Source organism: Chryseobacterium elymi, assembly GCF_003385495.1.
Taxonomy (GTDB): Bacteria; Bacteroidota; Bacteroidia; order Flavobacteriales; family Weeksellaceae; genus Chryseobacterium; species Chryseobacterium elymi.
Genome location: NZ_QNUH01000012.1, coordinates 1 through 19,666 on the forward strand (window position 1 = coordinate 1; position 19,666 = coordinate 19,666).

20 protein-coding genes are annotated in these 19,666 nt (G+C 36.6%); 9 read left to right on the forward strand and 11 right to left on the reverse strand.

The window, feature by feature from the left end; all coding sequences use genetic code 11:
• The 4 genes from DRF60_RS14160 to DRF60_RS14175 all read left to right on the forward strand — a co-directional run.
• The coding region (locus tag DRF60_RS14160) for an acyl-CoA synthetase family protein (RefSeq protein ID WP_116012675.1) at nt 1–883 on the forward strand (883 nt) is incomplete at its 5' end.
• A 74-nt stretch (nt 884–957) separates the two neighbouring features.
• Nucleotides 958–1,350, forward strand: coding sequence for an alternative ribosome rescue aminoacyl-tRNA hydrolase ArfB (arfB, locus tag DRF60_RS14165; protein WP_116012676.1), 393 nt, complete (start codon nt 958–960; stop codon nt 1,348–1,350).
• A gap of 345 nt (nt 1,351–1,695) precedes the next feature.
• Nucleotides 1,696–2,076 carry a GreA/GreB family elongation factor gene (locus tag DRF60_RS14170; protein ID WP_116012677.1) on the forward strand — a complete coding sequence of 127 codons (381 nt, stop codon included), beginning with the start codon at nt 1,696–1,698 and terminating at the stop codon, nt 2,074–2,076.
• A 182-nt stretch (nt 2,077–2,258) separates the two neighbouring features.
• On the forward strand, nt 2,259–3,230 hold the full coding sequence (locus DRF60_RS14175; protein ID WP_111955197.1) for a deoxyhypusine synthase family protein: 972 nt from the start codon (nt 2,259–2,261) through the stop codon (nt 3,228–3,230).
• A gap of 104 nt (nt 3,231–3,334) precedes the next feature.
• Here DRF60_RS14175 and DRF60_RS21390 read toward each other — a convergent pair whose 3' ends face one another.
• On the reverse strand, nt 3,335–3,481 hold the full coding sequence (locus tag DRF60_RS21390) for a hypothetical protein (protein ID WP_167443737.1): 147 nt from the start codon (nt 3,479–3,481) through the stop codon (nt 3,335–3,337).
• Between the two features lie 106 nt (nt 3,482–3,587).
• Between DRF60_RS21390 and DRF60_RS14180 the strand changes: the two genes are divergently transcribed.
• Nucleotides 3,588–3,884, forward strand: coding sequence for an MGMT family protein (locus DRF60_RS14180; RefSeq protein WP_116012678.1), 297 nt, complete (start codon nt 3,588–3,590; stop codon nt 3,882–3,884).
• A gap of 341 nt (nt 3,885–4,225) precedes the next feature.
• Here the strand turns inward: DRF60_RS14180 and DRF60_RS14185 are convergent, their stop codons facing one another.
• From DRF60_RS14185 to DRF60_RS14205, 5 genes are all read right to left on the reverse strand, one after another.
• On the reverse strand, nt 4,226–4,609 hold the full coding sequence (locus DRF60_RS14185) for a helix-turn-helix transcriptional regulator (RefSeq protein ID WP_116012679.1): 384 nt from the start codon (nt 4,607–4,609) through the stop codon (nt 4,226–4,228).
• 326 nt (nt 4,610–4,935) lie between these two features.
• Nucleotides 4,936–6,828 (reverse strand): molecular chaperone HtpG, encoded by a 1,893-nt coding sequence (htpG, locus tag DRF60_RS14190; protein ID WP_116012680.1) that lies wholly within the window; start codon nt 6,826–6,828, stop codon nt 4,936–4,938.
• A 149-nt stretch (nt 6,829–6,977) separates the two neighbouring features.
• Entirely contained in the window at nt 6,978–7,985 is a 1,008-nt protein-coding gene (gene recA, locus DRF60_RS14195) for a recombinase RecA (RefSeq protein ID WP_116012681.1), read from the reverse strand.
• 203 nt (nt 7,986–8,188) lie between these two features.
• Complete coding sequence (locus DRF60_RS14200; RefSeq protein WP_116012682.1) at nt 8,189–9,385, reverse strand: oxygenase MpaB family protein; 1,197 nt, start codon at nt 9,383–9,385, stop codon at nt 8,189–8,191.
• A 74-nt stretch (nt 9,386–9,459) separates the two neighbouring features.
• Nucleotides 9,460–10,233, reverse strand: a complete 774-nt coding sequence (locus tag DRF60_RS14205; RefSeq protein ID WP_116012683.1) for a response regulator transcription factor — start codon at nt 10,231–10,233, stop codon at nt 9,460–9,462.
• A gap of 429 nt (nt 10,234–10,662) precedes the next feature.
• Here DRF60_RS14205 and DRF60_RS14210 point away from each other — a divergent pair, with 429 nt between their 5' ends.
• The gene (locus DRF60_RS14210; protein WP_116012684.1) at nt 10,663–11,940 is read left to right on the forward strand and encodes a hypothetical protein; all 1,278 of its coding nucleotides are present in this window, start codon (nt 10,663–10,665) and stop codon (nt 11,938–11,940) included.
• A gap of 79 nt (nt 11,941–12,019) precedes the next feature.
• On the opposite strand, the gene gap is transcribed toward DRF60_RS14210, so the two are convergent.
• From gap to DRF60_RS14225, 3 genes are all read right to left on the reverse strand, one after another.
• Entirely contained in the window at nt 12,020–13,024 is a 1,005-nt protein-coding gene (gap, locus tag DRF60_RS14215) for a type I glyceraldehyde-3-phosphate dehydrogenase (RefSeq protein WP_116012685.1), read from the reverse strand.
• Nucleotides 13,025–13,053: 29 nt separating this feature from the next.
• Nucleotides 13,054–14,040: a 6-phosphofructokinase gene (gene pfkA, locus DRF60_RS14220; RefSeq protein WP_116012686.1), complete on the reverse strand. Its 987-nt coding sequence runs from the start codon at nt 14,038–14,040 to the stop codon at nt 13,054–13,056.
• Between the two features lie 576 nt (nt 14,041–14,616).
• Complete coding sequence (locus tag DRF60_RS14225) at nt 14,617–14,958, reverse strand: winged helix-turn-helix transcriptional regulator (protein ID WP_116012687.1); 342 nt, start codon at nt 14,956–14,958, stop codon at nt 14,617–14,619.
• A 94-nt stretch (nt 14,959–15,052) separates the two neighbouring features.
• Here DRF60_RS14225 and DRF60_RS14230 point away from each other — a divergent pair, with 94 nt between their 5' ends.
• Nucleotides 15,053–15,691 (forward strand): peroxiredoxin-like family protein, encoded by a 639-nt coding sequence (locus DRF60_RS14230; protein ID WP_116012688.1) that lies wholly within the window; start codon nt 15,053–15,055, stop codon nt 15,689–15,691.
• Nucleotides 15,688–16,497 carry a DNA alkylation repair protein gene (locus tag DRF60_RS14235; protein WP_116012689.1) on the forward strand — a complete coding sequence of 270 codons (810 nt, stop codon included), beginning with the start codon at nt 15,688–15,690 and terminating at the stop codon, nt 16,495–16,497. Before DRF60_RS14230 ends, DRF60_RS14235 begins: the two co-directional genes overlap by 4 nt.
• A 12-nt stretch (nt 16,498–16,509) precedes the next feature.
• Here DRF60_RS14235 and DRF60_RS14240 read toward each other — a convergent pair whose 3' ends face one another.
• Entirely contained in the window at nt 16,510–17,268 is a 759-nt protein-coding gene (locus DRF60_RS14240; protein WP_116012690.1) for a TIGR03915 family putative DNA repair protein, read from the reverse strand.
• A gap of 104 nt (nt 17,269–17,372) precedes the next feature.
• Here DRF60_RS14240 and bla point away from each other — a divergent pair, with 104 nt between their 5' ends.
• Nucleotides 17,373–18,257 (forward strand): class A beta-lactamase, subclass A2, encoded by an 885-nt coding sequence (bla, locus tag DRF60_RS14245; protein WP_116012792.1) that lies wholly within the window; start codon nt 17,373–17,375, stop codon nt 18,255–18,257.
• Nucleotides 18,258–18,280: 23 nt separating this feature from the next.
• Here the strand turns inward: bla and DRF60_RS14250 are convergent, their stop codons facing one another.
• A complete protein-coding gene (locus DRF60_RS14250; protein ID WP_116012691.1) occupies nt 18,281–19,540 on the reverse strand; it encodes a putative DNA modification/repair radical SAM protein in 1,260 nt (419 codons plus the stop codon).
• Nucleotides 19,541–19,666: the final 126 nt, after the last annotated feature.

Genomic DNA, 19,666 nt, shown 5'->3' on the forward strand with positions numbered 1-19,666 from the left:
AATTTTTGAAATCGAAAAAGAGAAAATGCTGAACTCTGCTGTAATGACCTGTAATTTCTTAGGCTTGAAAGAAGGAAATAAAGCGCTGTTATGCCTGCCGGTTGAATATATTTCAGGTAAAATGATGGTAGTCCGTTCTATCGAGAGAAAATTAAGGCTGATTGTTTCAGATCCATCCTTGAAACCAGTTGAGCATTTAAGTGAAGAAATTGATTTCTGTGCAATGACTCCTCTTCAGGTAGAAAACTCGCTGGATAAACTCCATTTGATCAAAAATCTGATCATCGGTGGGGCAGCTGTTTCTGAATCATTAAAAAGAAAGATAGCCCAAAATAAAAGATTAAAAAGTATCCGTATTTTTGAAACCTATGGAATGTCTGAAACGCTTTCCCATATTGCTTTAAAGCAGCTTATGCCGGAACCGCAAGATTATTTTACGGCTTTTGAAAACGTAGCTATCAATATAGATGAAAGAGGCTGTCTGAAAATCTATGCGCCCAATGTTAATGCTGAGGTTTTGCAAACTAATGATTTAGTTGAAATTAGAAATGGAAAACAGTTTAAGTTTCTCGGACGTATAGATAATGTTATTAATTCCGGAGGAGCGAAAATTTTTCCTGAAACACTGGAAGCATTGGTGAAACAAGAAATTCCCAATGAAGCAGTTTTTATAGGTCTGAAAGATGAAAGTCTGGGCCAGAAGCTGATATTGGTGATAGAAGGATCAGAATCAGCGGATCTGATTGAAAAGATTGCCGGAATACCTTTTGAAAAAAGCTTTCACAAACCTAAAGAGATTATTTTTATAGAACGTATTCCCAGAACCCCAAACGGAAAAGTGAACAGGATAGAGCTGAATAAAATAATAACCGAAAGATTATAAATTTTTGCCCATTATTTGATGTACTTTAATTCCTGATTCCTGGCTCTTAAATCCAGACCTTTAAAATATAAAACATGAAAGACTTTTCAAAAGAACTGAGTTTTAAAACTTCCCGGAGCAGCGGAGCGGGCGGGCAAAACGTTAATAAGGTGGAAACTTCGGTGACCGTTCTATGGTTTGTTGCCGGGTCTGAATTTTTTAATGAGCATCAGAAGGAACTAATCCTTACTAAACTGAAAAACAGAATCAATGCAGAAGGATATCTTTTTCTGACCGTATCGGAAAGCAGAACCCAGCTGATGAACAAGAATAAAGCGATTGATAAAATGATTGAACTCGTTAATAAAGCTTTAATCGTTCCTAAGAAAAGGGTCGTCACAAAACCATCAAAAGGACAAAAGCAAAAGCGCCTGGATACCAAAAAGAAAATTTCTGAAAAAAAGGAAAACAGGAAATTTAAGTTTTAGATTTTAAATAAAAGAGGTAGAGTAAAAAAGTAGTCTCTTTCACGAATCAAAATTTTTAAGTATCTTAGAGTATTATTAATGGTTTTAAGCATGACAGCAATTATTTCTTTTTCCCCGGCAGACCGTTTTTCAGGTCTTTTGCTGTCATTGCTGTATTTACATAGAGATTCTTTTCTAAAAAGCTCTAAGGACTTTATCAATTAAGCCCTGTCAGGATTCAGGACAGGGAAAATATTCCGATAAACTTTACGTATTATTTTTGCAGTTTTCTACAGGAAAAGGCTGTCTGCTATCCTGCATTGGATCATGGAATGACTGCATCCATTACCTTAAAAAATATAAAAAATGTCCAATCATATTATTGTAACCACCGGAATTTATGATGCTATAAAAGATACGCTCAGAAGAAAAAAAGTAAGCATGCCGGAGGAAAAAAGACTTGCTGAAGAATTGAGAAAAGCTAAACAAGTACTGAGAAGAGAGCTTCCTGCCGATGTAGTGACGGTTAACAGGAAAGTGACGATTAAAGATCATACTCAGAATTTTGAACACGAATATATTTTCGTGGCTTCTTCAAAAGCTAAGCCTGTAAAAAACAAGTATTCCATTTTATCAGATATTGCGCTTGCTACAGTTGGATATAGAGTAGGAGATATCATCGACTGGCCTTTTAAAGATGGTGAAAGAAAAATTGAGATCTTAAAAGTAGAATCTTGTCACGGGTAATTCCTGTGTATCTATATTTGTTAGATGAAAGTACAGCTTCACGGCTGTACTTTTTCATGAAGAGACGTTATGGATAAAGCTATTTTTATCATTTGTTAAAAAAGAATGGTCAGGCAAGAGTTTCTTTAAGTACTCATGTTGCATTCCGTTTTTAAGTTTTATCTTTGCAAAAATTAAAAAAAATGAGCAAACCGATTTCTGAATTTATAGAGAAATATTATCTGCACTTCAATGCGGCTGCATTGGTAGACGCATCTAAGGGGTATGTTGCACATCTTAAAGATGGCGGAAAAATGATGATCACTTTGGCAGGTGCGATGTCTACTGCTGAATTGGGAAAAATTCTTGCAGAAATGATCCGTCAGGGAAAAGTTGATTTTATTTCTTGTACAGGAGCCAACCTTGAAGAAGATTTGATGAACCTTGTGGCGCACTCTCACTACGAAAGAGTTCCGCATTACAGAGATTTAACGGCGCAAGATGAGTGGGATCTATTAGAAAGAGGATTAAACAGAGTTACAGATACATGTATCCCTGAGGAAGAAGCTTTCAGAAGGCTTCAGAAGCATATCGTGGAGATCTGGAAAGACGCAGAAGCTAAAGGCGAGCGTTATTTCCCGCACGAATTTATGTATAAAATGATCCTTTCAGGGGTTCTTGAGCAGTATTACGAAATTCCTAGAGAAAATTCATGGATGATTGCCGCAGCTGAGAAAAACCTTCCGATTGTAGTTCCGGGATGGGAAGATTCTACCATGGGTAACATCTTCGCTTCTTACTGTATCAAAGGTGAGCTTACAGCAACCACTATGAAATCGGGGATCGAATATATGACCTATCTTGCTGACTGGTATACTAAAAATTCAGCCGGAAAAGGAGTTGGGTTCTTCCAGATCGGGGGAGGAATTGCAGGAGATTTCCCAATCTGTGTGGTGCCGATGTTGTATCAGGATATGGAAATGCACGACATTCCTTTCTGGTCTTATTTCTGCCAGATCTCGGATTCTACAACGTCTTACGGTTCATATTCAGGAGCAGTTCCTAATGAGAAAATCACTTGGGGTAAACTGGATATCACAACACCGAAATTCATCGTTGAAAGTGATGCTACGATCTGTGCACCATTGATGTTCTCTTATATACTGGAAAATTAAGAATAAATTTCTTTTAAAAATACCAACGCTTCAATTCATTTTGAAGCGTTTTTTATTTCCCGTTCGTCATTGCGAGCGAAACGAAACAATCTCTTACTTGGAGGTCAATCAAGAGAATTAATCAGCACAAAGTATCGGTAGGCCAGAATTCCTTTCTCTATTTTACTAAGCTTGTTCGGATCTTTATTACTCAACTTGGGAAGAAGCTTTTTATTGACTGCATTCAGCAGCCGGAAAAATGATTTTTTCATATCTTTAATATTTAAAATCAGACATCATTGAATAATTAAGAATCCAAAAATGATGCAGAAAGATGTTTAATGTTTATTATTTAACGATAAAACAGTTCGCTATACTATGGACGAAATTTTCAAACAACAGATTTATGAGATTACAAGACTTATTCCAAAAGGAAGAGTGTCTTCTTATGGTGCCATAGCCAAGGCGGTAGGTTATCCTAACCATTCTCGTCATGTAGGAAAGGCGATGGGAGGATGCCCGGAAGATGTCCCGGCACATCGTGTTATATCCAGTTCAGGTGTATTATCTGTCCCCGAATTTCAGAAAAGACTGGAAGCAGAAGGTGTTGTCGTTGAAAATTTAAGAATAAAAGATTTCAAAAAACTGTTCTGGAACCCACTTGAGGAGATTTAGAATTAAATTTTACTGTCCAGTTAAGAAATTACGGTTCAGCAACTGTTTTTTTATTCACAGCTATTAAAGTACTTTGGTTCATCAATAAATCTAAACTTATAAAACGAATTGATCAATTCGGGTTTCCGGCGGCGAAGCCGCCGGAAACCCGAAAATTACCATTCATATTTCAACTGCCAGAGGTAAGATCATCATTTTACTTTTTGAAGGGGTGGCTTTTTGTTTACAAAAAGACGAGGTAGTTAAAAAATATCCACAATAAAAAAGCCTTGGATACTATTGAGTATTTAAGGCTTTTAAAAATTTATACGTAAAAACGGGCTGATTTTTAAAACTGCAACCTATTTTCTTCCTTTTGGTGTTCGTAATTCTTCCTTTAATTTCTCATTTTCCTCTTTCAGCAGGGCAATATAATCCTGCAGGTTCTGAATAATAGACGCTGACATATTATGAAACTGAGTGATCGTTCCTGATGATGAAGAGGATTGGTCATTATATACAGGATGATTATTATTGATCACAATCTTAGCTTCTTCATCCTCATAAATGTCTTCTACTGAAACATCTAAAAAACGGGCAATCTTGTCCCATTCATCTCTTACAATCTTTACATCACCGCTTTCCTTTCTGCTGTAGTTGGATACATCAGTCGCGATAATATCAGCTATTTGCTGCTGAGTATAGCCTTTTTGTTTTCTGATAACGCGTAATTTTTCTTTTTGCATATCCTACATTTTATACAAAAATGGAAAAAAAGTGCAATGTGCGCAATAAAAAAGAGAAAAAATATGCAGTGCACTACAGGATATAACCAAAAATGCTGGAAAAGTTTAGAATATCAAAGCTAGTCAATAGTTTGCTTTGAGCCATTAGGGCAATTATTAAGATTTTAAGAGTATTAAGTTTAAACTTTGTTTTAATAAATAAGATTGGATTTGCTTTGTCTGCACTAGTGTATGCTTTATCGGAGACAAAGTATTTTCTACTTAAGTGTAAGCATAAAAAAACTGTTCCCAATAAGAGAACAGTCTTTTTAAATTTTAGTATTTTATTATTTTTCCAGTTGCTTATAGCTTCTCTGGATAAAATCTGTCAGATCTTTTCCTTTTAGTAAATTCTGTGAAAGTTTCGCCAGATCAAGAGCATATTTGATCAGCGTTTCCTTTTCCTCAGGATTTTCTGTCTTTAAAATTTGGTTTGAAAGCTCACTGTTAGAATTCACCACAAGATTATACATCTCCGGAAAACCTCCCATTCCGAACATACCGCCTCCTCCGGTTGCCTGCATTTCCTTCATTCTTCTCATGAATTCTGGCTGTGTGATGGTGAACGGAGCATCATTGCTGTCAAGATCTTCAAGCTGTACCGTGAATTTGGCATCTTTTACAGCTTCTTCCACATCTTTCTTTAAAGATTCCTTTTCAGTTTCATTTAATTTAGAAATAACCGGTTCGTCTTTTTTGATGAGGTTATTGATGTGGTCCGCATCCACTCTTGCAAATGAGATTTTCTCTTTTGTAGTTTCCAGTTTTTGGATAACGTGGGAAATCACAGGTGAGTCTAATAACAGAACGTCATAGCCTTTATCATTAGCGGCCTGAATATAGCTGTGCTGCTCATCAGCATTCGTTGCATAAAGAATTACTGTACTACCATTCTTATCTGTGTGGGCAGGCTGGATTTTTTCAATTAATTCATTCCACAGGAAATATTTTCCGTCTGTGGTAGGATATAGTGTGAACTTATCTGCCTTTTCTGCGAATTTCTCCTCTGTGATAATTCCGTATTCGATTACTATTTTGATATCGTTCCATTTTTGCTCATAATCTTCACGGTTCTCGTTGATCAGAGAAGACATTTTATCGGCAACCTTCTTAGTGATGTAGGACGAGATTTTCTTCACAGCACCATCAGCCTGAAGGTAAGAACGGGAAACATTCAACGGAATATCCGGGGAATCTATTACCCCTCTTAAAAGCATTAAGAAATCCGGAACAATACCTTTTACTTCATCCGTTACGAATACCTGATTCTGGTACAATTGGATCTTATCTTTGTCAATATTTAAATTGTTGCTCAGTTTCGGGAAAAATAAAATTCCTGTAAGATTGAAAGGATAGTCAACGTTCAGATGGATGTTGAATAAAGGCTCCTCAAACTGCATTGGGTACAGTTCATGGTAAAATTTCATATAATCTTCATTCGTCAGCTCGCTTGGTGCAATAGTCCATGCGGGTGTTGGATTGTTGATAATATTATCCACTTCCTCGGTTTCAGCAACCGCATCTTCCGGAGCATCCTCAGGTAATGGAAGAGTATGTGTTCTGGTCCCGAATTTAATAGGAACAGGCATGAATTTATTGTATTTTGATAACAGTTCCCGGATCTTAGTTTCTTCTAAAAATTCCGTAGAATCTTCTGCAATGTGGAGAATGATTTCCGTTCCTCTGTCAGTTTTGTCAGTTGTTTCCTCGAGGGTAAATTCCGGGCTTCCGTCGCAGATCCAACGAACTGCAGCACCGTCCTTATAAGATTTTGTAAGAATTTCTACTTTTTCTGCCACCATAAATGCAGAATAGAAACCAAGTCCGAAATGTCCGATGATTCCTGCATCTTTTGCAGAATCCTTATATTTTTCCAGGAATTCTTCGGCACCGGAAAAAGCAACCTGATTGATGTATTTTTCAACCTCTTCACCAGTCATACCAATTCCCTGATCGATAATACGTAACGTTTTCTGTTCCTTGTCAATCTTAACTTCAATCTTCGGGTTTCCGTAATCAACCTTTGCTTCCCCGATACCTGTCAGGTGCTTTAATTTTAAAGTAGCATCAGTTGCATTGGAGATCAGCTCTCTCAGGAATATTTCGTGGTCACTGTAAAGAAACTTTTTAATAAGTGGGAAAATGTTTTCCACAGATACATTAATATTTCCTTTAGTCATAATAATTTTTGTTTTTTAATTTTCTATGTAAGCCTCAAAAAAAATACCATGAAGGAGAATGTGACAGAATGTCAGAAGGAGCTAAGGCTTAAATTATAAACAAAAAAAAGACAGCCCGAAAGCTGTCTTAAATTTATATATTGAAAAAATTATTTCATTTTATTTTTCAATTCTTCTTTGATTTTATTTTCCAATTCTTCAGCAAGCTCAGGATTGTCTTTTAACACATCTTTTACAGCATCACGACCTTGTCCTAATTTAGTTTCCTCATAGCTGAACCAAGAACCGCTTTTCTTTACAATTCCCTGTTCTACAGCTTGGTCAAGAATTTCTCCTGTTTTAGAAACTCCTTCACCATACATAATGTCGAATTCAGCCTGCTTGAAAGGAGGTGCTACTTTATTTTTTACAATCTTCACCTTTACACGGCTTCCGATAGCTTCATCGCCATTTTTAATAGGTGCACTTGCCTTTCTGATATCTACTCTTACAGAAGCGTAGAATTTCAATGCATTACCCCCTGTAGTTGTTTCAGGATTTCCGAACATCACACCTATTTTTTCTCTCAACTGGTTAATGAAAATTACGGTACATTTCGTTCTTGAAATCGTAGCTGTCAGTTTTCTCAATGCCTGAGACATTAATCTTGCATGAAGACCCATTTTAGAATCTCCCATTTCCCCTTCAATTTCCGCTTTTGGAGTAAGGGCTGCTACAGAGTCAATAACCACGATGTCAATTGCTCCTGAACGGATCAGGTTATCAGCAATTTCCAGAGCCTGCTCACCGTTGTCCGGCTGAGAAATGATTAAGTTTTCAAGATCGATTCCCAGTTTTCCTGCGTAACCTCTGTCAAAAGCATGCTCTGCATCAATAAATGCTGCAATTCCACCTGCCTTTTGAGCTTCTGCAATAGCATGAAGCGTTAAAGTTGTTTTACCGGAAGACTCAGGTCCGTAGATCTCAATGATTCTTCCTCTTGGATATCCACCTACTCCAAGAGCGATGTCTAATCCCAAAGATCCGGAAGGAATAACTTCAATGGTAGTATCAATCGTACTGTCACCTAAGGTCATTACAGTTCCTTTTCCGTATGTTTTATCTAGCTTGTCAAGCACTAATGCAAGTGCCTTTTTCTTATCGTCTATGTTGCTCATCTGTTGTTAAAATAATTGCTCAAAATTACGGAATTTTAACGTCAAAAACTAATATTGTTTCATGTGAAAAACTGTTTTTAACGTTAAAAAATAATAATGTTTTGAGACTGATGTTATTCATTACGAATAGAATGCAGAGTTTTATGATTCAAAACATAAAAATATTTTTTTTCCGTTTAATGTATTTGCTGTTCAGGATTCTTCTAATGAAAATTTGAATTTTTAGTAACTCTAAGATAGTCTTCCAGCACTTTCATCTGATCTTTATTTCCTTTTTTTATTCTTGTGTCCTGGCTTACCAGGTTATCATAAATTTTGTTGATAATAATTTTGGTTTTAGGAAACAGTTTCCGGTTGGGAACTTCAGGGATCCGTAGTCTTTTACATACCTCATCATCGAGAAGAAACCACGTGCAGCAAATATGCAGGTATCTCAGGTTTTTTCTTTGAAATTTGAATTTTAAGATCGGGTTTTCCAGAGATTCATTCAATAAAGAATGAGCGAGCAGAATAGAATCTTTATCTGATGGCGGCTGTACAGAAGTCCACAGGTAGAAATATTCGGTTGCCTGCTTTTTGCTTTCTGGAAGAAGATGTTCAGGAATTCCCAATAGATATCCGACATATTTCCAGAGATGGAAAATTCCTTTTTCCTCTTGAACAGAAAAAGTATTTCCTAATTTTTGAAGGCTATGAAGAAAAACGAGGCTAAACCCTATATACGTAGCCATCATATCCCACGAATTAATGGGCTCGCCCCAGTTTTCAGTATCCCATTCTTTGTAATATTTTTTAATGGAAAGTCTGGCGTAAGAGTGGATGAGGCGGGTTTTTATGGCAAATTCGTAGCCTTTTGCATGCAGTTCCAATGCATCGTAACGTGTGACATTTACCCAAAAATCCAGGGTTTCTGAAAGACGTTTTACAGCGCCCTTTTTTAATGCTTCTGTAGCGGTAAGAGGCTTGTTGAGGTAAGCATAGTCATAACCTCCCATCAGGCAGTAATCTCTTAACGAGATCAGCGAGTCCAGGTTGCTTCGCATGCAGAGTTCTGCGCCGCTTTTCAACAGGTTGTAATCAAGCCATTCAGGAATCCGTTGGGCTTGGGAGAAGAGTTTTTTTACACTTTCAGGGACATCATCTGTTTCAGAGATTCCATTTCGTATATAGCCTTCAATTTCTTTAGATGCTTCATGAAATTTTTTAGTAAGATAAACATCCCGGACAACTTCATCACCTATTGTATCTACATGATAAAAATAGGATGAAAACTTGTCAAAATCTTTAAAGCTCACTTCAGCGCTGGAAAAATCAATAAGCTGTTTCCCGTTACCTTTTCCCCAAAAACTCTTGAAATGGGGAAAATCTTTAAAGCGAGGTTGTATAATCGGTGTGTCCATTTCGTATAAAAATACAAGTTTTACACCGAAATTCAATGGTGAGATTTGTCAGTCCTTACTAAACGTTGAGAATATTAAATAAGTCCTCTTTCAAAAGCCTTTTTTACAAGTTCTTTGCTGTTTCTGGAATCTGTTTTCCGTAAAATGTTTTTTCTGTGCGTACGAACTGTATGTTCAGACAAAATCAGAGCCTGAGCTATCTCCGGCCCGGAATATCCTTTGGTGATAAGGGCAAGAATTTCCATTTCTCTTTTCGTTAGATGTTCAGAAAAATTCTCTGGTTTCGAAAATGAATCCAGCTTCACCTGGTGAAAGTCATTTCTGGGACCTATCCCGGAAACCAGAACGGTATAAGGATTTTCTTTTGTGATATGATGAATATTGGTATGGATGTTTATAGCCTGTACAGGAATTCCGGTTTCATCCTCCATAGTGATAATGGACTGATGGTGAAACAGTTCATAATTTCCTTCCGCTGTTTTCATTCTGAAGCAATAGCTGCCCTTAATATAAAGCTGATGCTCAAGTCCAATCTCTGTTATTTTGTTAATAAGGATATGTTCGGCTTTTATTACAAATTCTATATCATCAGGATGGGTAAGATCAATGACATCTTTTAAGTTTTCCGGATATGATGAAAGGCCGTGAAGCTTCAGAATGTTTTCATGATGATGAGAAAGTGTACTGTTTGTAAGGTTCAGTGCATAGTAATAAAATTCTCCTATAGCAAACATTTCGCCAATGATGCGCTCTACGGGTGGTTTATCCAGGACCTCTCTGTCTCTCCTGACGCCGGGGTATGTGTTCCAGACTTCAATGAGAGGATGTTTTTTTTCTGAATTCTCCATGAATAAATTAGTTTTAGCTAAAATAAATAAAATACTTACAAAATACCACAAAAGGGGGATTTTTTTACACTGATAAAATGCTAAACTTTGTACTAGCTAATAACCATGGCGACTCAATTCTTTTGTTCCGTTTTGTTTTATGGTTTATTTTTTTTTATAATTTGTTTAATTAAGAAAATAGTAAGTCTCAGAATATTGAATTTTTACACACGGTTTATTCGAAGTTAATTAATGAATGTTATAAAAACAGTTTAATCTTTTCTTTTTTAGTTGTTTGAAAATGATAAACTATTAGCCTCTCTTTGCTGGAGAGGTTTTTTTGTATAATATATTCTCTCAAAATATTGCTCTTTTTGATATTTAAAATCACCCAAACGGGTAATTTACTTGTATTCATGGATTTTCAAACTTTGTAGAAAACTAATAGCCATGAAAACATATGTATTACTTCTATTCCTACTGTGGGCGGGAATAGTTTTGGGACAAGAAAAAGATCAAGCAAATTTAGAAGCCGTCCTTGATCGATTAGTAAAAGCGGATACAAATTATATTAAAAATAACAGTGCACTGGTATCTATTTATACATTTAAGCAGACGGTAAAAAAAGATTTCTCCTTATTGGTAACAGGATCACCAGAAAATACCCAGGTTGGAAAATATGCCGCTCTTTCGGTTGATAAAAATGAACAGAGCTTCTCCTTTAGTCCTGTTAATTATATTGTTAATGGGGACAATGCCAATAGTCCCTTTAAACATGTATTGGCGATAAATGCTAACGGGAAGTTAAATAATAACGGTTTTTTTGATTTTTCTGACAGAAAAAAACTGCAAGTAGGAGGAAGTTGGACTGCTCTGTGGTTTTCCGGATATAATTTCCCTAAGAATTATAAGGCCCATTTGGGGATCTATGATCTGGCCAAAAAGTCTGTAATAAAGCAAGCCGGTAATGAAGCTGAATTTCAAAGAATTATACATAAGAAAATGGATACGACGTATTATAAGCAAATCTATCATCAGGAAGTCGAGAAATATGAAAATGAGGCTTATAAGAATGTCTGGACTTCAAAATTTCTTATCTGGACAAAACTTGATATTGGTTATGCCGAAGATAAATTAAAAATAATTGACAGTGTTAATGTTCAAAATTCTGTTATTGAGCCTATTAATAAAAATGTTAATGGGGGTTATTTTTCGTTATCAGGCAATCTTTTTTACGGACTGAGAAATGGTTTGGGATTCTATATCAATGCTCAGCTTTCATATTCTAAAAAGACCTCTCTTTCTGAAATATTCTCAACGGTAGAGTGGAATAAAATTCAATACAGCAGTGGAACAAATAATACAGTCTATTACGATATGGAGGAACAGAATGTTTATATTGCCAATATCAGTACGCTTAAGCAAAGATATAAAAGAGATATATCGGTGCAGATTCTCAGCTTTATTCCCCTTGGACAGCACAATTTAATAGGTTTAGATGTAAGCTATCAGAATAAAGAGTTTATCACACCGGGCTCAACTACTTTTACAAGTAATAAAAATATTTTTAGTGTAGGGATTATGTTCCCGCTGCGGGATAAGGATGGAAAAACCACCATCAATATAGAGCCTTTCTGGCGTAATACTTCTTTCAGTAATTACGATGAAGGGAAGGAGGAAAGTTTTTGGGGCGTGAAATTCGGGGTTCCTCTGAATCAGCTTTTCTAAAAAATGTATTGTAATTTATTCTAATGTACTAAACAAAAAAACCTTCCCATCGGGAAGGTTTTTTATAGCTGATTACTTATTATAAAGAAGCAGAATGTACAAGCATATCTACCAACTTGTTAGAATAACCCATTTCGTTGTCATACCAAGAAACAAGTTTTACAAAGTTTGGAGAAAGCATGATACCAGCATCTTTGTCGAAGATAGAAGTTCTCTTATCTCCTACGAAATCCTGAGAAACTACTGCATCTTCAGTATATCCTAAGATTCCTTTTAATTCACCTTCAGAAGCGGCTTTAATAGCAGCGCAGATCTCATCGTAAGAAGTAGCTTTTTCTAATCTTACAGTAAGGTCAACTACAGAAACGTCTACTGTAGGTACTCTGAAAGACATACCTGTTAGTTTTCCGTTTAATGAAGGGATTACTTTTCCTACCGCTTTAGCAGCACCTGTAGAAGAAGGGATAATGTTGTTTAATGCAGCTCTACCACCTCTCCAGTCTTTCATTGAAGGACCGTCAACAGTTTTCTGAGTTGCTGTTGTAGCGTGTACCGTAGTCATAAGACCTTCAACGATCCCGAAGTTATCGTGGATTACTTTAGCTAAAGGAGCTAAACAGTTGGTAGTACAAGAAGCGTTTGATAAAATTTTGATATCGTCAGTAAGTTCCTTGTGGTTCACACCCATTACGAACATCGGAGTGTCGTCTTTAGATGGAGCAGAAAGGATTACTTTTTTAGCACCGGCATTGATGTGAGCCTGAGCAGAATCTTTAGATAAGAAAAGACCTGTAGATTCTACGATATAGTCAGCGCCTATTTCATTCCATTTTAAATTGTTAGGATCTTTCTCAGCAGTTACTCTGATTCTTTTTCCGTTTACCACAAGGTCATTTCCTTCTACAGAAACTTCTCCCGGGAAAATACCGTGTACAGAATCATATTTTAACATGTAAGCCATGTATTCTGCGTTGATTAGGTCATTGATTCCTACTACTTCAATGTTATCTCTTTCAGTCATTGCTCTGAAAACAAGACGTCCAATTCTACCAAAACCGTTGATACCTACTTTAATTGTTGACATAATAGTTTGTTTTAGATTATAAAAAAATATTAGATTGCTAAAATTTCGGAAATCAGTAAAAGATCTTTATTGATTTCATTATGTTTTTTAATAGCTTCTTCAATTGGTGTATACACCATATCGTTGGAACGCATTCCGGCCATTACATTTGTTTTTCCTTCCATGAGTCCCACTACGGCACCGTAACCAAGTCTGCTTGCCAGAACCCGGTCTGCACAGCTGGGAGAACCACCTCTCTGGATATGTCCTAAGATCGTTACACGGATATCGTAATCAGGGAATTCCTCTTTAGTCTGCTTAGAAAGCTCGTAGATGTTCCCAAGTTTTTCACCTTCGGCTACCACAACGATGCTTGATGCTTTTCCTGTTTTCTCAGCTTTTCTGAAATTGGCGAAAAGATCTTCCATGCTGTCTTTCTTCTCAGGAATAAGAATATCCAGAGCACCGGTAGCCAATCCACTGTTTAAAGCGATGAAACCTGCATCACGGCCCATTACCTCTACAAAGAAAACCCTGTTGTGGGATGTTGCCGTATCACGGATCTTGTCAATAGCTTCCATAGCGGTATTTAAAGCCGTATCGTAGCCAATCGTATTATCAGTTCCGAAAATATCATTATCGATAGTTCCCGGTACACCAATTACCCTGATCCCGAATTCTTCGTTGAAAATCTTTGCCCCGGTAAAAGTCCCGTCACCTCCAATGCACACCAATGCATCCACACCATGTTTCACACAGTTGTCATAAGCTTTCTGACGTCCTTCAGGAGTTCTGAATTCTACAGATCTGGCAGATTTAAGAATTGTTCCGCCCTGGTTGATTATATTTTTTACAGAACGGGGGCCCATTTTCAGGAAATCATCATGGATGAGTCCATTATAGCCTTCCCTTACTCCGTAGCATTCGATATTATAATAGTTTGCAGTTCTAACGACCGCTCTTAATGCTGCATTCATACCCGGAGAGTCACCTCCTGAAGTAAGAACTGCAATTTTTTTTACAGCACTTTCTTTCATCTAGTAAAAAATTTCGAACACAAATTTACAAAAACAAGTTCAGATAATGGCAGTAAGTTCATAAGAGTTTTAAATATAAATAATTAAAAGCTTCTAAAATTTGAAGGCTTAAAAAAATACTTCGTTGTTTTTTTCTGAGAATTTACATCAAGATATAAATACCAAGAACAGCTTCATGTAAATTTTGTGTTGCAGCTTGTGTTTCATCATATTTTATGATCGGACTGCCACAAGGTTTCAGTTTAAAATTTTCAACAAAATAACCGAAAGTGTCCGGTTATTTTCAGTCCATATATAACCTTCAGGAGCGGAAATCCTTTTCCTGATCGTATTTTTTTATCTTTATTGAAATGGATGGAGCTTTGGAAATCCGGGTTCCTGCAATTTCTATCTTCCGGGCAAATAAAGATTTGTCGTTACTGCAGGCTGAGGTGAATCTATAGTGACCACTATCGGAATAATTCTTTTCATGTAGTTTTATTCAGCCATAATGTAATCACAAATATCTGAGATTTTGAAAATGAATAAATGAAAAGGGAGAAATTAAGAATGAAAGTGAAAAAATCATAGAATAATCTAAGCCTTTTCATCTTCAGGAATCAAAAGTTTTCCCCAGTCATTCAGCTGCCAGAGAATCTCTACCAGTTTTTTTCCAAGCTTGGTCAATGTATATTCTACCCGGGGAGGTAGCTCATTAAAAGACTGTTTGGTCAGAATACCGTCTTCTACCATTTCATTGAGCTGCTGATTTAAAACCCTACGGTCTACTTTGGCAATCCCCCGAAGAAATTCACTAGGCCGTTTCTTGCCTTCATGGATCTGCCATACAATTGGGATTTTCCATTTTCCACTAATGGTATTCACGGCTATTTCCAGTGGACAGATTTTATTTTCTTCAGCTTTCTCCTTTGTTTTCATAAAATTGACTTTTTTACCCCTATGGGTGGAAAATATGCGTTATTGTCTATTTTGATTCACTTTTAGACCTTTGTAAAAATAATAAAATTAAAAGATGAATATTCTGGCTAAACAGATTGACGAATTGAATCATACATTGTCTTCCCGGCTTCCAAACGAGGTTTTGCAGGCATTTGAAAAGTCTATAGAAGAATTGAAAACCAGAAATCTGGAAGAAGGCAGCCTTAAAGTAGGTGATAAAATGCCCGAATTTTCTCTTCCCAATACTATGGGGCAAATGATATCGTCTGGAGAAATTCTTAAAAAAGAAAAAATGATCCTGGCTTTTTACAGAGGAAACTGGTGCCCGTACTGTAATCTTGAGCTGAGGTCTTTACAGCAAACTCTTTCAAGAATAAAAAATGAGAATGCTTTTTTGGCCGCAGTGTCTCCACAAACTTTATATCATTCCAGAACGACGGCTGAGAAAAACAATCTTGGTTTTAATGTTTTGACGGATGCCGACAATACTTTTGCGAAAAAGTTGGGAATTGTTTTTCAGTTGCCGGATTTTATATTACCTTATTATCAGAGCCTCGGTATTGAGCTTACAGATTTTAATAATAATGAAGAAAACACCCTGCCGATTCCTGCTGTATTTGTAGTGGACAGAAATGGGTACATTATTTTCAGATTTTTAGATGTAAATTACATGAACAGACTGGATATTGAAGAACTGATTAAAGTATTATGACAGAAAAACGAAAAGGTGCCCGCTCCATAAAAGACATCCCTGATGATATCCTTGAAAAACTGAATCAGGGAAAGATTGAAAGTGTGAATCTTACAGAATGGCTGGCTGTAGATCAAAAACAGTTGTTGGAGAATTTTCTTTTGCAGCAGAACCGAAAGGAATATTTAGAACCTATATTAAAAGACGTCAGTAATCTGAAAAAACAAACGGTTAATACCATTAATGAAGCGATTGGTCTTGGCATATTCAATGAAGTCTTAAAAAATAATGATGATGAATTTTTACCCATTGTTTCCGGGCATACATCTGATCTTGTAAGATGCTGGGGAACCTATATGGTGGGAAGAAATAATGCTTTAACTATAAAAGAAAAACTGGAGAAAATACAGCAGTTTGCTTCCGACGGACATTTTGGAGTAAGAGAAATTTGTTGGATGGCAGTGAGATCTGAGATTGCAGACGATCTCGAAGAAAGCCTGTTCATATTGTCAGAGTGGACTGATCACGAAGATGAATACATCAGACGCTTTGCCAGTGAGTCAACGAGACCACGTGGAGTCTGGTGTGCACATATTGAAAAATTAAAAGAGAATCCTGCATTGGGGCTTGAAATTTTAGAACCCATGAAATCAGATTCATCCAGATACGTTCAGGACAGCGTAGGGAACTGGCTGAACGACGCCAGTAAATCCTGTCCAGAATTTGTAACAAAAACCTGTGAAAGATGGCTCCGGGAAAGCCCAACAAAAGAAACCATGTATATTATCAAAAAAGCTTTGCGAACAATTCAAAAAGATAGGAATTAATATATCATTAAATCACCGTTTTTCCGTCAAGTACTTCCAATACCTCTTTGGAACATGTTGAATATGAAGTTTAAGGTTCTTCCTTTCCACAATATTGGTCTTTGTAAAATACCGTTGCCACAACTTTTGATAATTGTTTTCATCATCATGAAACTTCTCCTGGTATCGGTGCAGATCCAATTTTTCATCCGGATAAAAAAACTCACAGTTCTCCAGGTCATATAGAATTCCGTAATTCCGTCTTAGGTCGTAGATCATCCATTTCTGGTCCTGGTAGCGGTTTTTAAAGTGTTTTCGGATCAGTGGAAGAACATCGAAATCAGGATCTATTTTTGCAAAGAAAACTTCGTCCTGCATTTTTTCAAATCGTACAAAAGCCGTCATTCTGTGCCTTTCACGATCTACAGATTTACAGATCTTTGAAATTTTAAGCATCTCTTCATCTGCATAATTCTGAAGAATATTTTTCCCAGGGTGCCGGATGGATTGTTTTACAGCAGAAAGAATAAGATGCTCCCGTTCCGGATCTTCGGAAAGGAAAACTTTCAGAAGCTGTTGAACGCCTGATCTTCCGATATGCTGTTCCAGTTTGTTGAATACTCTTTCCGCTTTATCGCTTTGTGTAATCACTGTATGAATTTCGGCAAAAATATTTTCCTGATGAAACCTTTCCTTACTGGCAATTCCCACATCTTGATACCGGTATTCAAAAACTTCAAATACAGCAGTTAAAAGTCCGTCAAAACTTCCGTCATAAAGTAATGTTGTCATTGGAATACAAATATTTTTTTTAAAATACAAAAATGAGTCCTTCTTAGTATTTTATTTTGTTTCTTTGAAACAGTAGCAGAATGTATAAAATACAGATGGTAAAGATGATAAAAAATATTCTTTTAACCCTGATCTGTCTGATCAGTTTTCAATTGAAATCACAGTCAGTTCAGCAATTAAAAAAAGAATTGCAGCAAATAATATCTACGAAGAATGCAACGTTTGGAATTTCTGTCAAAGGAATTGAAGATAAAGATACTTTGAGCATCAATGGAAATAAGAGAATGCCGATGATGAGTGCTTTTAAATTTCATATTGCATTAGCCGTTCTGGATCAGGTGAATAAAGGGAAACTCCGGTTGAATCAGAAATTTTTCATTAAAAAAGAAGAACTTCATCCTAATACCTGGAGCCCGATCAGAGACGGGTTTCCTGAAGGGAATATGGATCTGACCCTTGATCAGCTGCTGAGATATACCGTTTCGCACAGTGATAATAACGGCTGCGATATATTACTGGAGATCATTGGCGGAACGCAAACGGTTCAAAAATTCATTAATAAAAAAGGGATTCAAGATTTTACCATACGATTCAACGAACAACAAATGTCCGGGGAAAATCTATACGGTAACACTACAACGCCTATTGCAACTACCGAACTTCTTGATAAATTCTACAAAGGAAAAATTTTAAAGGAAGCTACAACAAAATATCTGTACACCATCATGGTGGAAACATCCAGAGGATTGACATGGATGAAAGCAGGCTTGCCTGAAGGTACTGAACTGGCACACCGTACGGGGATTTCCGGGACCAATGAAAAAAATCTCAGAGCTGCCATGAATGATGTGGGGATTGTAAAGCTTCCCAACGGGAAACATTTTATACTTTCCATCTACCTGAAAAATATTACAGAAGATAGAGCAGCCACAGAAAAAACGATCGCAAATATCGCCAAAACAGTATGGGAATATTATTCAAAAAAATAAATTTGATACGGGAGATATCAGTTTTAAAACAAACTTAGTTGCTGTGAAAACTGATTGTGAAACTTGGAAGAACTTCCGCCTACAACTAGCTTTCTCAAATTTTTATCTGTTAAATATTTCAAGTAAGCATTTCCAGCATTGAAATCAATAAAATATTTTGCACGGTTGACAGCAGCACCCAGCTTTTTCAAATGATCCATATTTAAGACCTGAAAACGACGTGCCTGAATGATTTTCTGCGCAGTTTTTACGCCAATTCCCGGAATCCTTAAAATCATTTGATAATCGGCAGTCTGCAGATTAACAGGGAATTGGTGAAGATGCCTCAAAGCCCAGCTGAGCTTAGGATCCACTTCCAGGTCCAGAAATGGCATATGAGGATCCAGAATTTCCTCAGCTTTAAAACCATAAAAACGCATCAGCCAATCCGATTGATACAAGCGATTTTCACGAAGCATCGGAACTTCCGTAGTAAGAGAAGGAAGCCTTTTATCTTCCAGAACAGGAACATAACCGGAATAATAAACCCTTTTAAGACTGAAATTTTTATAAAAATGATCGGCCACTTTGATGATCTGCAAATCATTTTCATTGGTTGCCCCCACGATCATTTGCGTAGATTGTCCTGCCGGAGCAAACTTAGGAACCTTTCTGAAAATTTTCTTTTCATCTTTATATTGAGCAATTCCATTCTGAATATATTTCATAGGATTCAGCATATCCTGACGGTTTTTTTCAGGTGCTAATAATTTCAGTCCGCTTTCTGTAGGAATTTCAAGATTGATAGATAATCTGTCCGCATAAAGAGCGGCTTCCTGCATTAGCTCATCACTTGCTCCCGGAATAGATTTTAAATGAATATAGCCGTTGAAATTTTCTTCTAAACGTAATTTTTTTGCCACTCTTACCAGACGTTCCATCGTCGTATCAGCGTTTTTAAATATGCCAGAGCTTAAAAAAAGTCCTTCAATATAATTTCTGCGGTAAAAATTAATGGTCAAATCTGTTACCTCTTCCACAGTGAAGGCTGCTCTCTTAATATCATTGGAACTTCTGGATACACAGTAGGCACAGTCATAGATACAATGGTTGGTCAGCAGGATTTTGAGCAGGGAAACACATCGCCCGTCCTCTGTATAGGTATGACAGATCCCGCTTACGGAACTGTCTCCTAAAGCACCTTTTTTATTCTTTCTCGTACCTCCGCTTGATGAGCAGGAAACGTCATATTTCGCTGCATCCGCAAGGATTTCGAGTTTTTCTTTCAGGCGTTCAAAATTCATTTTTCAGAAGGATGTTATAATTTGTATCTAAATTCTGTTCAAAAGTAGTTCCAAAATTGATAAATATCAATTTTTTTCAATAGAAGTTATCAACAACAGAGACTTTCAAAATTACTATCTTTACAC